Source organism: Corynebacterium sp. c24Ua_83 (genome assembly GCF_039907245.1).
Classification (GTDB): Bacteria; Actinomycetota; Actinomycetes; order Mycobacteriales; family Mycobacteriaceae; genus Corynebacterium.
In genome coordinates this window covers 221922-235420 of the sequence record NZ_JASBOI010000001.1, presented here as the reverse complement: position 1 = coordinate 235420, position 13499 = coordinate 221922, and the positions used below count along the sequence as shown (strand labels likewise).

Sequence of the window (13499 nt, the reverse complement as noted above, 5' to 3'; positions counted from 1 at the left end):
CTAGCCCTCTTCTCCAACTAGCAGGGTGAACAGCACCGCCATGCGCACGTGCACGCCCGCGGTAACCTGGTTCAGCACCACGGTCTGCGGGGCATCGGCAACGTCGTAGTTGATCTCCATGCCGCGCAGCATCGGCCCCGGGTGCATGATGATCGCGCCCTCCTGCATACGCTCCGTGCGGGCCTGGGAAAGGCCGTAGCGAGTGGCGTACTCGCGGTGCGAGGGGAAGAAACCGCCGTGCATGCGCTCGGCCTGCACACGCAGCATCATCACCACGTCCGCGTCGGCGATCTCGCTGTCGAAGTCGTAGCTCACGCGCACGCTGTCCGGTTCCGCACCCCAGTGCTCAATACCCAGCGGCACCAGCGTCGGGGGTGCCACGAACACCACCTCCGCTCCGAGGGCTGTGAGCAGCTGCGCATTCGAGCGAGCCACGCGGGAGTGCAGGATATCCCCGACAATCACTACCTTCGTGCCGCTAATCTCCCCGATGCGGTTGCGCATCGTGGTGGCGTCCAAAAGAGCCTGGGTGGGGTGCTGGTTGGAACCGTCACCTGCGTTAATGATGGCCGTATCGTCCAACCAACCGGCTACCTGCCGAGCCGCGCCGGAAGACGGGTGGCGCATGATGATCGCGTCGGCACCCACGGCCTTCAGGGTCAGCGCGGTATCGCGCAGGGACTCGCCCTTCTTCACCGACGAGCTGGAGGCGGAGATGTTGATGACGTCCGCGCTCATCCACTTGCCCGCGGTCTCGAAAGAAGATCGGGTGCGGGTGGAATTCTCGTAGAACAGGGTGAAGATTGTGCGCCCGCGCAGCGTAGGCAGCTTCTTCATCTCGCGGCCCTCGAGGGCCTCGGCGAAGCGGTCGGCCTCGTCCATCAGGCCTAAGATCTCAGACTTGTTCAGATCGGCAATGCTAATCAGGTGCCTCATGGCTTAGTTGCTTCCTTCCCCAGTGCCTGGCCTGCGGGTCAACACCACGTTGTCTACCCCGTCCAGCTCCGCGAGGTTCACCGTCACGTCCTCGTCCGCGGCGGTCGGAATGTTCTTGCCCACGTAGTCCGCGCGGATCGGCAGTTTGCGGTGACCGCGGTCAATCAGCACCGCCACCTGGACGGAATACGGCCGACCGATGTCCGTGAGTGCATCGAGTGCGGCACGGATGGAACGGCCACTGTAGAGGACGTCGTCGACCAGGACGACGATGGCGTCATCAATCCCCTCCGCGGGGACCTTGGTGGGCTTGAGCGCACGGTGGGCGGTGTTCCGCAAATCGTCGCGATACAGGGTGATGTCCAGGGAACCCTGGAATACTTCAACCCCCGTAAAGTGCTGAATCTTTTCGGCCAGGCGGGCCGCAAGCGGCACTCCCCCCGATGGAATGCCGAGTAGAACTACGCGCCGGGAGTCTTCTCCATCCAGCGCCGTTTTTTCAATAATCTGGTGCGCGATGCGCGCGACAGTACGGGAAACTTGATCTGCGTCGAGTAGGGTGACGTCAGCTTCCCCAGCCGTCGAGTTCATCGTGACCTCCTTTCCCGCCTCTCTGTGCGGTCCGTTAAAGGATGTCTACTTTTTGACGACTAGAAGTCTATCACGCTTCGTCGGACTCTTGAACGACTCCGTCGAGTAACCCGTCCAAGTCATCGCTCGCTGTAGCGGCGTCGGCAGCAGCGCCCTCAGCATTCTCAGCTCGCTGAGCCGCGGCCGCGTCGGCGATCTTCATATCCGCCTGCAGCTGCAGGTCCTTATTGATGCCATCCAGCACCGCGTGGATATAGCTGGGCGCCTTATCGTGGGAATACTCGCTGGCCAGCTCAACTCCCTCAACCACAGCTACCTGCGGGGGCACGTCATCGTTGAATTTCAGCTCCCACGCCGCCACTCGCAGCACCGCGCGGTCGACTGCGGGTAGACGATCCAACTGCCAGTCGCTGGACAGGTGCAGCGCAATGGCCTCGTCGAGCGCATCCAGATTTGTAGCCACGCCGGGCACGATCTGCTGGGTGTACTCCGGTACGGGCTTGACCTGATTTGCCGAGTCCTTAGCCAGGGAAATGCGCTCCTCGACGATCTCCACCGGGTCGATATCGCGGAACTCTGCCTCGAACAAGATGTCCACGGCGCGACGACGCGCCTTGTAGCGCGAGCCGTGGCGCTTAAAGGCAGCGGCCTTAGCTGCTTTGTTATCAGCTGTGCGTTCTTCAGTCATGGGTGAAAAACAGTCGCTGCCTTAGTTGTTTACGCGGGACAGGTACTCGCCCGTGCGGGTGTCCACCTTAACGACGTTGCCGGTCTCGAGGAACAGCGGCACCTGGATCTCGGCGCCGGTCTCCAGGGTGGCGGGCTTGGAGCCGCCGGTGGAGCGGTCGCCCTGCAGGCCCGGGTCGGTGTGCTCGATCTTCAGCTCCACGGATACCGGCAGCTCGGCAAACAGCGGCTCGCCCTCGTGGAAGGAAACCTGGACGCTGGTGTTCTCCAGCAGGAACTTAGCACCGTCGCCCATCAGGTGCGGGGCCAGCTCGATCTGGTCATAGGTCTTCTCATCCATCAGAACGAAGCTGGTGCCATCGTTGTACAGGTAGGTCATGTCGCGACGGTCAACGGTAGCGGTCTCCACCTTGACGCCTGCGTTCCAGGTCTTGTCGATGGTCTTGCCGGAGACGACATCCTTGAGCTTCGTGCGCACGAATGCGGGGCCCTTGCCCGGCTTGACGTGCTGGAATTCGACGATCTGCTGCAGCTTGCCATCAACCTTGAGCACAAGGCCGTTCTTGAAGTCAGCGGTGGTTGCCACGAATGGTCTCCTTATTGAGATTGCGATTGCGAGTATTAAAAATTTTTGGCTGCTACAGTCTAGCAGCCGCCCAAACCTAAACGACGATGAGTTCCGTCGGCGAGACGTTGAAGCTACGCGCCCCATCGTTGGTGATGACGTACGTGTTCTCGATGCGCAGGCCCGTCTTGCCGGGGATGTAGATGCCCGGTTCGACCGTTACCGTCATGCCTTCTACTAGCTCGTCTTCGGGATTGACGCCCGCCGCTGCCCGCGGGGCTTCATGCACGTCGAGGCCCACGCCGTGTCCCGTGGAGTGCACGAAGAATTCCCCGTAGCCGGCGTCGGTGATCACGTCGCGGCAGGCGGCGTCCACGTTGCGCAGCGCCACCCCCGGGGCCAGGATCGCCTCGCCGGCCTTCTGGGCGCGGTAGACCACGTCGTAGAGTTCGCGGGCCAGCTCGTCGGGCTCGCCCACGCAGACCGTGCGGGTCTGGTCGGAGGCGTAGCCGTCCAGGTACACGCCGAAGTCCACGGTCACCAGGCCGGGAACGATTCTTTCGCGGGAGACTCCCGCGTGCGGCTTAGTGGCGTTCAAGCCGCTGGCCAGGATCGTGTCGAAGCTCAGCCCGTCGGCGCCGGCGGTGCGCAGCTGAAACTCCAACTCGGCTGCCGCCTGGATCTCCGTGATGCCCTCGCGGATGCCGTCGTCCTCGATGAAGGAGCGCCATACGCTATCGGCCAGCTCGCCGGCCGCGGCCAGAGCCTCAATCTCCAGTTCGTCCTTGACCAGGCGCAGATCCTCTACCACTGAGGAAAGCACCGGCGGGTTGTCCAGTGCCCGGGCCTGCCCGTAGTCCAGGCTGGGCTCCACGGCGAAGTCCTTCCCCGCAAACTCGGCCGCACGGTCGAACAGCTTGCCGCCGATTTCGATGGAGATGTCTTCCGGCTCGCCGGTCTCGACGCGGATCTGCGTGTCATAGCGCCCGTCCGTCAGTAGCAGGTGCTGGCCGTCCTCGCGGATTACCAGTAGCGCGTTCGATCCAGAGAAGCCGGTCAAGTAGCGGACATTCTTCAAGTCGCTGATCAGCAAGGCTGCGTGCTCAGAATCCTGGATCTTTGCGGTGGCCTTGTTGCGGCGGGCGCGATAGGCGTCAAAAAATTCTTTAGACATAAACTTCCAACTCTCCTTCCGACAGTTTCTACTGTGCGAAGAACCGCAGGGCGGCGACGTAACCGTAGATGCCCAAGCCGGCGATCACTCCGCTGGCCAGGGGGCTTAGGTAGCTGTGGTGGCGGAACTCCTCGCGTGCGTGCACGTTCGAGATGTGAACTTCCACGAAGCCCGCTCCGTCGGCGATCTCCGCCAGCCCGTCGCGCAGCGTGACGGATGTGTGGGTAAAGCCGCCGGGGTTGATGATTACCGCGGCTCCCTCGTCGGCGGCGCGGTGCACGCGATCCAGCAGCTCGCCTTCGTGGTTGGACTGGAAGAAGTCTACCTCGATGCCCAAGGACGCCGCCTCGCGGGCCAGCAGGTCCTCCACATCGGCCAGCGTGGTGGTGCCGTAGACTTCCGGCTGGCGTTTGCCTAGGCGGTTGAGGTTCGGGCCGTTGATCACGCACACCTTCGGCGCCTGCGGCTGTGCTGCATTCATCGCTGTCTCCTCCTAGTTGGTTGTCGGCCCTTTTATGCTTCCACGCTAGCGGCGTAGGCCGCGCGCAGCAGCTCCTCGCTGGGGCCTTCCAGGCGGGTGGGCTTGCCGATCTGCTCGAGCACCACGAAACGGATCTTGCCGCCCTTGTTCTTCTTGTCGCGCCCCATCGCCGCCAGTAGCTCGTCGAGCTCGGCGCCGTCGTAGCTGGTCGCCAGACCTATCGCGTTAAGGATGTCGCGGTGACGCCGAACGTCTGCCTCACTCAGCAGCCCAGCCGCCTTGGCCAGTTCCGCCTCGAAGATCATGCCCACGGCAACTGCCTGGCCGTGGCGCCAGCGGTAGTCCTCGTGGTGTTCGACCGCGTGGCCGTAGGTGTGGCCGTAGTTGAGGATCTCGCGCAGGCTGGATTCCTTCAGGTCCACCGCCACAACGTCGGCCTTCACCTGGATGGCTCGGGCGATCAGCTCCGGCAAGCTGCCGTGCGGATCCAGCGCGGCCTGCGGGTCGGCCTCGTAGATGTCCAGGATCTCCGTGTCCGCAATGAAGCCCGCCTTGACGATCTCTGCCGAGCCGGCGACCATCTCTGCATCCGGCAAGGTTTCCAGAACCTCCAGGTCGACGATGACCGCGCTGGGCTCGTGGAAAGCGCCCACCAGATTCTTGCCGGCGGGCGTATTGATGCCGGTCTTGCCGCCGACTGCAGCGTCCACCATCGCCAGCAAGGTGGTGGGATAGTGCACGACCTTGATCCCGCGCATCCAAGTGGCGGCGATGAAGCCCGCTAGGTCCGTGGCGGCGCCGCCGCCCAGGCCGATGATGGTATCGGCGCGGCTCAGGCCAACTTGCGCGCAGACATCCCAGCACTCGGCGGCGGACTGCGCCGTCTTCGCCGACTCTGCGTCCTCGATCTGGTGGGTGTGCGCGGCGTAGCTGGCATCGGTCAGGCGCTGGGACAGCTCGGCGGCGCGGTCTGCGAGTGCGGGCTGGTGAATGATCAGGTAGTTGGCCGTGGTTCCCGCGGCCTTCAGGATCTCCTCGGTGGCGAAGTCGATGCCCCGGTCGATGACCACTTCGTAGGGCGACTGGGAGGCCACCTTAATGCGCTGCTGCTGAAAGTCTGCGGGCTGTGTGTTGGTCATGGTTGGAGAGGATCCTTATGTGAGTTCTGATTACGGGGCCGGAATATTGGACCCGGACTAAATGGTCCGGGTTGGGTGGGAAGCATCGCGCTCGTTGAGCCGCTCCAGGCGCACTTCTTCGATGAACATCAGAATGTCGGTGACCACGCGGCGGGGCTCCTTGCCGTCGCAGCGCACCATAAAGTTGGAGACTTCCTCGTAGTACGCCGACCGCTGCGCAAAAAGCTGCGCGTACTTGCCACGCGGGTCGGCGACGTTCAGCAGTGGGCGGGTGTTAGAGCCGGACGTGCGCCGCACGCCCTCGTCGATGGAGACGTTGAGGTACACCACCGTGTGGTCGGCGAGCAGCTTTCGGGTGCTTTCGGTGACCACTGCCCCGCCCCCGAGGGAGACGATTCCGTCGGTCTGCAGGGCTTCAGCCACCACGATGGCCTCTTGTTCGCGAAAACCCGGCTCCCCGAGCTCGCCCATGATCTGGTTGCAGGTCTTGCCGAGCTTCTCCTCGAGCATGTGGTCGGTGTCCACGAGCTGCAGGTTTAGCGCGTTGGCCAGGCGCTTACCGATGGTCGTCTTACCGGAGCCCGGAAGCCCCACCAGTACCGCGCGGGGGCTCATCGGATTTCTCCGTCCGCCACTTCCCCGTCGGCCACGTCGCTGGCGTCAGCGGACCAGTCGAGGCGGGTATCTACGTATTCCAGGTAGGACTGCACGTTGCGCTTAGTCTCCTCCACGGAGTCGCCGCCGAACTTCTTCAGTACGGCGCGGGCCAGCACCAGGGCGACCATGGTCTCGGCCACCACACCGGCAGCCGGCACTGCGCACACGTCGGAACGCTGGTGGATGCCCGTGGCGGCCTCGCCAGTGGCCATATCCACGGTCTTCAGCGCGCGCGGGACTGTGCTGATCGGCTTCATGGCGGCGCGGACGCGAAGCTCCTCGCCGTTGGTCATGCCGCCTTCCAAGCCGCCGGCACGGTTGCTCAGGCGGTGTACGCCACCGCCAGCAGCTGCCTCCATCTCGTCGTGCGCCTCGGAGCCACGGCGGCGGGCCTCCTCGAACCCATCGCCGATCTCCACGCCCTTGATCGCCTGAATACCCATGAGGGCGGCGGCCAGCTGGGCATCCAGGCGCTCGTCACCGGAAATGTGGGAGCCCAGGCCGATCGGCAGGCCCTTAACAACGACCTCGACGATGCCGCCGAGAGTATCGCCGGACTTCTTGGCGGCCTTGATCTCGTCGATCATGGATTCTTCCGCTGCGGAATCGAAGGCGCGCACCGGTGAAGCGTCGATGCCTTCAAGGTCGGAGAACTCCGGGCTCGGCCCCTCGTAGGGCTCCGAGCGGCCAATGCTGATGACGTGCGAGAGCACCTCCACACCCAGCACCTCGCGCAGCAGGGCGCGGGCAAAAGTACCGGCGGCCACGCGGGCGGCAGTCTCGCGGGCGGAGGAACGCTCCAGAATGGGGCGTGCCTCCTCGTGGTCGTACTTCACCATGCCAGAGAAATCGGCGTGACCCGGTCGCGGGCGGGTCAGCTTCGCACCGCGACCACTGGCCATCTCCTTTGCGATCTCCGGATCGGACTCGTCGATCGGGTCTGCGGACATGATCGTCGTCCACTTCGGCCATTCGGTATTACCGATCATGACGGCAACCGGGCTGCCGAGGGTCTTGCCGTGGCGCACACCACCGACAAAAGTCACCTCGTCAGCCTCAAACTTCATGCGCGCTCCGCGACCGTATCCCAGACGGCGGCGGGCCAGCTGATAAGAAACATCTTCCCGAGTTACCGACAAACCGGCCGGGAGGTTCTCGATCATCGAAATAAGGGCCTGGCCGTGCGATTCACCTGCAGTAGTCCAACGAAGCATAAAGAGCATGATACAGGCCATATGCAGCCTTAGCTTCAATGACGTCCCGGATTATTAACGGAGGATTAATGACGCCACCACCACCGCCCCCGTCGCCACCAACATCGCCGGGCCGTGGGGGCTGGCCCTATCGCCGCCTTCTCTTTGCCCACCGCTAAGGAAGCAGTGCAACACACCGCTCAAACCCATCGCGGCCAGGGCGCCCAAAGGAGTGACGATAGCGGCCAGTGTTCCCGTCGTAAGCGCGAGCTTTGCATCCCCACCACCGGCGGCCAGCCGAGGGTGCAGCAGCGGAAGCCCGAAGGCCACCGCCCACCAGGCTACCCCGCCGAGCAGAGCCCAGCCGTTCGCCCCGGGGATGAGCACGGACACGAACCCGGCAGCGGGTATGGCGGGAAGAGTCAAATGGTTCGGAAGGCGGGAGGTGCGGGCGTCAATAATAAAAAGGGCGATACCCCACGGCACGAAAGGCAGCAGCGGCCACCAGGAAAGAAGCTGGAATGCATTCACGCTTCGGAAGAATAGCCAGGCGCGCGGACAGACCCCGTGCGCACGGCCTCGAGAAAGTCCGGCCTGTGGATAGCGAAAAGTTATCCACAAGGGCGAGAAACTAGGCTTGCCCCTTGGCTCGCAGCACGGTATCCAGCATCAGCCCCTCCGGAGCCGGGTGGCCCGTGAACAGGCGGAACTGTTCCTCAGCCTGGCCCGCCAGCATGCGCAGACCGTCGGCGTGCGGGATCGACTTCGCCTTGGCCGCGGAAAGCAGCGGCGTGGGATAGGGATCGTATATCACGTCCACGATGCCCGCGGCCGCGCACAGCCCCTCGGCCAGCTCCTCGGCGGCATGGGCTGGGATCGTGGAGATCACGGCGGCGGCATCGGCGCAGATCCCAGCGATGTCGGCCTCCTCGAAGCGGGACCAGGAAAACTCCATGCCCATAGTTTCCACCACGGCCTGCAGGTTCAGGGCGCGCTCGGAACGCGCCAGTACCGTCATCTCGGTGACCCCGGCTGCCGCCAGTGCTGCAACGGCCGGGCGGGCAGTGCCTCCGTTGCCGACGATCACCGCTTTGGCACCCTGCAGAGCGGAAGTGTCCCCGTCGTAGAGGTGCTCCAGGCAGCGGGTCACACCGTCCACGTCCGTATTGTCGGCCAGCCACTGGCCATCGCCCTGCGGCACCAACGTGTTGGCGGAGCCGATCTCCTGGGCACGGTTCGTCGCCAAATCCGCCAACTCCAAGGCCGCCTGCTTGCCGGGCATCGTCACGGAGAAGCCGCGGACCTGATCGCCGGACTCGCTCAACAGGCGGCGAATATCGCGCGATTCCCCCGCCTCCACGCGGTAATAATCCATCTCCAGCCCCAGCGCGCCGTACCCGGCGCTGTGCAGCTGCGGGGACAGCGAGTGCTCGATCGGGCTGCCCAGCACCGCGCAGCGCATACCGGGCGTCTCCAGGAACTCATCTACCGACAGCACGTGGCCTGCGGCGGACATACAGATTCACCCTTTGCTTATGAAGATTGCTCTTGAGTCTCGGCTAGTTTTAGCCAGTGCTAGCTAGTTCTGGCTAGCTAGCGGTTTAGCTCGAAGACTAGCGGTTCGAATCCAACACACCGTTGCGGCGGGATTCCTCAATAGCCCGTTCGTGGGCATCGAAATCGCGGTTGAAGACCGTTCGACCGTCCTTGTCCACCGTAACGAAGTACAGCCAGTCGCCCTCGGCCGGGTTCTCGATTGCGTGCAGAGCCTGTAGGCCAGGCGAGGAAATCGGAGTTTCCGGCAGGCCCTCCTTGGCGTAGGTATTCCACGGGGTCGACCGCCTACGATCCTCGTCCGTGGTGGCGACCTCAACCTCGCTCAGGTCGTAGTTCACCGTCGAGTCGAACTCCAGCTTTTGGCTTTCGTGCAGGCGGTTCAGGATCACGCGGGCGACCTTGTCGAAGTCGCCTTCCGGAGCCTCGCGCTCCACCAGAGATGCCGCCACCAGCATATCGTAGGGGCTTAAGCCAACCTTTTCTGCGGAAGACAACAAGCCGGTGTTTTCGTACTGCTCCTTGGAAGTCTTCAGCAGAGTCTTGAGGATTTCTTCCGGGCTGCTGGTCGGGTCGAAGAGATGCACGCCGGGAGAAATCAAGCCCTCGATGCGCTTCGGATCATCGCCGCGCGCATTCACCTTATCCAAAGCCCAATCAGCGATCTCTAGCTGCTCCGGCGGGGTCTGTGCCGCCGCCTTCTGCAGATCCTCGACGGACACACAGTTTTGTTCGTCCTGGCAAGTCTGTTCGGAGACCAACGTGAAGATACCCTTGCGGTTATCTCCGTCTACCACCTGGACGTCATGGAGGGTCAGGCCATTCGGAATGTCAACCACGCCCCGGCGGCGTTCATCGCTAGACAGCCACTCCAGGGCCTTGTCGGCGGACATCTGCTCTTGCAGTGAGTAGTAGCCTGCCTGAAGCTCCGGTTCCTTACGCTCCGCAGCGGACATCAGCGCTCGGCGGGAACCCACCACGTCCTTTTCCACCAGCTGCTCTGACAAGCTATCCACAGAGTCACCGGGGCTCACGCGAACCATGACGACGTTGCCATTACCCTCACCCTCGTAGTCGCGCACAGCCACAACGTCGCGCTGGTACCAGACGTAGGCACATGTACCGATCAGGAGGACGACCAGAGCGAGAGCCAGCGCGGCGGCAAGCTGACGGCGCCGTCTAAACTTCGGCTGCATTTTACGGGTCGGTCCCATAGGTCAGTGTGGCCTTTCGTACCGGGTTAAACTCTTAGGTTTTCTCTTTGACGTCAGATACAAGCTGAGCCTGACGGTGTTAAGCGTCGCCGGTCATTTTCTCACGAATTGGTAAATTTTAGGAAAGCGCGCGCCGCCGCGTGTCTAACCACCCCTGCAGAATATGTACCGCTGCTGCCTGGTCGATCTTCTTTCTGCCTTTTTTACTATTGACGCCAGAGGCGTGAAACGCCTGCGTAGCGGCCATCGTAGACATTCTTTCGTCCACCATGCGCAGCGGAATGTCCGGCAATTCATCTTTAACCAAGCGGGCAAATTCCTCGGCATTAAGGGTGCTTTGTGTATGGTTCCCGCGCAGCGCGACCGGCAGACCAACAACGATCTCCACCACGAAATTCTCGCGGCAGATCTCCGCCACGCGCTGCACATCCGCGTCGTCCGCGGTGGCCTGGACGGTCTCCACGGGTGTGGCGAGGATGCAGTCCGGATCCGAGATCGCCACCCCAATGCGCACGGTGCCCACGTCGAGGCCGAGCCTCCGGCCACGGCCGGGGTCGGTGGCTGGGTCTGGCCTTTCGGTCTGCATCAGCGAAAACTCCCCGGCCGACTATCCGCGCAGCGCGCTCTTGACAGCCTCGATGCCGGCGGGGATGCCGGCGGCGTCCGAACCAGAGCCCTGCGCCATGGCCGGCTTACCGCCACCGCGACCGGCAACCTTCTCCCCGAAGGCCTTGACGAGCTCGCCGGCCTTGATGCCCTTGTCCACGGCAGCATCGTTCGCAGCGGCGACGAAAGGAACCTTCTCCCCGTCCACGGAGGCGAATACCACGACGGCGGGCTCGGAGCCCAGGCGGTTCTTCGCATCCATGGCGAGGGTGCGCAGGTCGCCTGCGGCCACGCCTTCCGGCAGCTCCTCGGCCAGGACCTTGACCTCGCCGATAGTCTCAGCCTTCTCTACCAGCTGGCCTACCTGCCCCTGCAGCTGCTGGGCGCGCAGCTGCTGGATCTGCTTCTCGGCGGCCTTCAACTTGGCGGTGAGCGCGTCGATGCGCTCCGGCAGTTCCTCGCTCGGGGTCTTCAGGCTGGTTGCCAGGCCGGCCACCAGAGACTTCTCGGTGCTGAGGAAGCGGAAGGAATCCATGCCGGTGTAGGCCTCGATGCGGCGCACGCCGGAGCCGACGGAGGACTCACCGAGTACAGAGATCGGGCCGACCTGGGAGGAGTGCTCCACGTGGATACCGCCGCACAGCTCCATGGAGAACGGTCCGCCGATCTCCACGACGCGCACCTCGGAACCGTAATTCTCGCCGAACAGAGCCATGGCGCCCATCGCCTTGGCTTCCTCCAGGGAGGTCTCGATGGTGTTCACCTGGTAGTCGCTATCCACGGCGCCGTTGGCGATCTCCTCGATCTGGTTCAGCTGGTGCTCGGTCAGCTGCTCGCCGTAGTTGAAGTCGAAGCGCAGGTAGCCCGGCTTGTTCATGGAGCCCGCCTGGACGGCTGTCGGCCCCAGCACCTCACGCAGGGCGGCGTGGATCAGGTGCGTGCCGGAGTGCGCCTGGCGTGCCTGGTGGCGCCACGCCTTGTCCACCGTGGCCTGCACCTTCTGCCCCACGGCCAGCTCGCCGCCGCTGACGGTCACGTGGTGTACCCAGACCTTCTTACCGACCTTCTGCACGTCCTCCACCCGGGCAGCACCGGAGGTGGTGGACAGCTCGCCGCGGTCGGCCATCTGGCCGCCGGCCTCGGCGTAGAACGGGGTGCGGTCCAGGATCACCTGAGCGGCAGCGCCCTCCGGGGCAGTCTCCACCAGTGCGCCGTCGCGGATGATGCCCAGCACGGAAGCTTCGTCAGCTAGGTTCTCGTAGCCGGTGAACACGGTCGGGTGGTTATCCACGAATGGACGGTAGATCGTCTGATCCACGTGGCCCAGCTTCTTGGCGTTGTTATCGGCCTTGGCGCGGGCCTTCTGCTCCGCCATCAGGTCGTGGAAGCCGTCGATGTCCACCTTCAGACCGGCCTCGGCGGCCATCTCCTGGGTCAGGTCGATCGGGAATCCGTGAGTGTCGTGCAGGGAGAAAGCAACGTCGTCCGGGACTGTATCCTCGCCGCGTTCCTTCGCGCCGTGGGCCCAGTTGTCGAACATCTGGGAGCCGGATTCCAGGGTCTTCAGGAAGGACTTCTCCTCGGACAGAGCTACGGCGCGAATGCGCTCGTAGTTCTCGGCGATTTCCGGGTAGGAGGGCGTCATGGTCTCCCGCACGGTGTCCATGAACTTCTCCAGGGTCTCCCCCGTTGCACCCAGCAGGCGGGCGGAGCGGATGATGCGGCGCAGCAGGCGGCGCAGAATGTAGCCGCGTCCCTCGTTGCCGGGGGTCACGCCGTCGAGCATCAGCATCAGACCGGTGCGGGAGTGGTCGGCGATCACGCGGAAGCGCACGTCGTTGGCCTGGTCTGCGCCGTACTTCGCGCCGGTGACCTCCTGGGCCACGTCGATGACGGGGCGCAGCAGGTCGGTCTCGTACACGTTGTCCACGTCCTGCAGGATGCAGGCGACGCGCTCGATGCCCAGGCCGGTATCGATGTTCTTCTTCGGCAGCTTGCCGACGATCTCGAAGTTGCCCTTGCCCAGGCCCTCGCCGCGCTCGTTCTCCATGAACACGAGGTTCCAGATCTCGATGTAGCGGGTGTCGTCGACGATCGGGCCACCCTCCTGGCCGTGCTCCGGGCCGCGGTCGTAGTAGATCTCCGAGCAGGGGCCGCACGGGCCGGGAATACCCATGGACCAGTAGTTATCCTCCATGCCGAGGCGCTGGATTTTGTGCTCGGGTACGCCGATCTTCTTGTTCCAGATCTCCGCAGCCTCGTCGTCGTCGGTAAAGACGGTGACCCACAACCGCTCCGGGTCGAGGCCCAGACCGCCTTCTTCCACCGGATCGGTCAGCAGCGTCCAGGCGTGCGTGATCGCACCTTCCTTGAAGTACGCGCCGAAGGAAAAGTTGCCCGCCATCTGGAAGAACGTGTTATGGCGGGTGGTAATGCCAACCTCGTCGATGTCCAAAGTGCGCACGCACTTCTGGATGGAGGTCGCCGTGCCGTTCTCAAACGGTGGGTTCTGCTGGCCCAGGAAGTAGGGCTTGAACGGAACCATGCCGGCGTTCACGAACAGAAGGTTCGGGTCGTCCAGGATCAGCGATGCGCTGGGTACCTCGGTGTGCCCGGCCTTGGTGAAGTGCTCGATGAAGCGCTGGCGGATCTCATGCGTTTGCACGGTGGCTTTACCTCGTAGAGTTCTATGTCGACTGTAA

At 63.6% G+C, this 13499-nt stretch carries 14 protein-coding genes; all 14 read right to left on the bottom strand.

The genetic code is table 11. The features are described from left to right. The 14 genes from QKE30_RS01095 to alaS all read right to left on the bottom strand — a co-directional run bounded on the left by QKE30_RS01095 (position 1) and on the right by alaS (position 13462). A complete protein-coding gene (locus QKE30_RS01095) occupies positions 1-936 on the bottom strand; it encodes an aspartate carbamoyltransferase catalytic subunit (RefSeq protein WP_297666553.1) in 936 nt (311 codons plus the stop codon). 3 nt (positions 937-939) lie between these two features. Next, on the bottom strand, positions 940-1527 hold the full coding sequence (gene pyrR, locus QKE30_RS01090) for a bifunctional pyr operon transcriptional regulator/uracil phosphoribosyltransferase PyrR (RefSeq protein ID WP_297666554.1): 588 nt from the start codon (positions 1525-1527) through the stop codon (positions 940-942). 70 nt (positions 1528-1597) lie between these two features. Further along, complete coding sequence (gene nusB / locus QKE30_RS01085) at positions 1598-2215, bottom strand: transcription antitermination factor NusB (protein WP_297666555.1); 618 nt, start codon at positions 2213-2215, stop codon at positions 1598-1600. 21 nt (positions 2216-2236) lie between these two features. Then, a complete protein-coding gene (gene efp, locus QKE30_RS01080; protein ID WP_005294892.1) occupies positions 2237-2800 on the bottom strand; it encodes an elongation factor P in 564 nt (187 codons plus the stop codon). A gap of 76 nt (positions 2801-2876) precedes the next feature. Further along, a complete protein-coding gene (locus QKE30_RS01075; protein ID WP_347933870.1) occupies positions 2877-3953 on the bottom strand; it encodes an aminopeptidase P family protein in 1077 nt (358 codons plus the stop codon). Between the two features lie 28 nt (positions 3954-3981). Then, positions 3982-4434: a type II 3-dehydroquinate dehydratase gene (aroQ, locus tag QKE30_RS01070; protein WP_347933869.1), complete on the bottom strand. Its 453-nt coding sequence runs from the start codon at positions 4432-4434 to the stop codon at positions 3982-3984. 32 nt (positions 4435-4466) lie between these two features. After that, entirely contained in the window at positions 4467-5573 is a 1107-nt protein-coding gene (gene aroB, locus QKE30_RS01065) for a 3-dehydroquinate synthase (RefSeq protein WP_347933868.1), read from the bottom strand. A gap of 57 nt (positions 5574-5630) precedes the next feature. Then, entirely contained in the window at positions 5631-6188 is a 558-nt protein-coding gene (locus QKE30_RS01060; protein WP_239198548.1) for a shikimate kinase, read from the bottom strand. Then, positions 6185-7444 (bottom strand): chorismate synthase, encoded by a 1260-nt coding sequence (gene aroC, locus QKE30_RS01055; protein ID WP_297666558.1) that lies wholly within the window; start codon positions 7442-7444, stop codon positions 6185-6187. The genes QKE30_RS01060 and aroC overlap by 4 nt, the downstream gene beginning before the upstream one ends. 54 nt (positions 7445-7498) lie before the next feature. Beyond that, positions 7499-7954 carry a prepilin peptidase gene (locus QKE30_RS01050; protein ID WP_347933867.1) on the bottom strand — a complete coding sequence of 152 codons (456 nt, stop codon included), beginning with the start codon at positions 7952-7954 and terminating at the stop codon, positions 7499-7501. A gap of 100 nt (positions 7955-8054) precedes the next feature. After that, the gene (locus tag QKE30_RS01045) at positions 8055-8939 is read right to left on the bottom strand and encodes a shikimate dehydrogenase (RefSeq protein ID WP_347933866.1); all 885 of its coding nucleotides are present in this window, start codon (positions 8937-8939) and stop codon (positions 8055-8057) included. A gap of 97 nt (positions 8940-9036) precedes the next feature. Then, a complete protein-coding gene (mltG, locus tag QKE30_RS01040) occupies positions 9037-10191 on the bottom strand; it encodes an endolytic transglycosylase MltG (protein ID WP_347933865.1) in 1155 nt (384 codons plus the stop codon). A gap of 118 nt (positions 10192-10309) precedes the next feature. Then, entirely contained in the window at positions 10310-10777 is a 468-nt protein-coding gene (ruvX, locus tag QKE30_RS01035) for a Holliday junction resolvase RuvX (RefSeq protein ID WP_239198560.1), read from the bottom strand. 21 nt (positions 10778-10798) lie between these two features. Then, positions 10799-13462: an alanine--tRNA ligase gene (gene alaS / locus QKE30_RS01030; RefSeq protein ID WP_347933864.1), complete on the bottom strand. Its 2664-nt coding sequence runs from the start codon at positions 13460-13462 to the stop codon at positions 10799-10801. Between the last annotated feature and the right edge of the window lie 37 nt (positions 13463-13499).

Bases quoted from the DNA above. Each gene is read 5' to 3' on its own strand.
- QKE30_RS01095 (WP_297666553.1), bottom strand. From the start codon at position 936: ATGAGGCACCTGATTAGCATTGCCGATCTGAACAAGTCTGAGATCTTA.
- pyrR (WP_297666554.1), bottom strand. From the start codon at position 1,527: ATGAACTCGACGGCTGGGGAAGCTGACGTCACCCTACTCGACGCAGAT.
- nusB (WP_297666555.1), bottom strand. From the start codon at position 2,215: ATGACTGAAGAACGCACAGCTGATAACAAAGCAGCTAAGGCCGCTGCC.
- QKE30_RS01075 (WP_347933870.1), bottom strand. From the start codon at position 3,953: ATGTCTAAAGAATTTTTTGACGCCTATCGCGCCCGCCGCAACAAGGCC.
- aroQ (WP_347933869.1), bottom strand. From the start codon at position 4,434: ATGAATGCAGCACAGCCGCAGGCGCCGAAGGTGTGCGTGATCAACGGC.
- aroB (WP_347933868.1), bottom strand. From the start codon at position 5,573: ATGACCAACACACAGCCCGCAGACTTTCAGCAGCAGCGCATTAAGGTG.
- QKE30_RS01060 (WP_239198548.1), bottom strand. From the start codon at position 6,188: ATGAGCCCCCGCGCGGTACTGGTGGGGCTTCCGGGCTCCGGTAAGACG.
- aroC (WP_297666558.1), bottom strand. From the start codon at position 7,444: ATGCTTCGTTGGACTACTGCAGGTGAATCGCACGGCCAGGCCCTTATT.
- QKE30_RS01045 (WP_347933866.1), bottom strand. From the start codon at position 8,939: ATGTCCGCCGCAGGCCACGTGCTGTCGGTAGATGAGTTCCTGGAGACG.
- mltG (WP_347933865.1), bottom strand. From the start codon at position 10,191: ATGGGACCGACCCGTAAAATGCAGCCGAAGTTTAGACGGCGCCGTCAG.
- ruvX (WP_239198560.1), bottom strand. From the start codon at position 10,777: ATGCAGACCGAAAGGCCAGACCCAGCCACCGACCCCGGCCGTGGCCGG.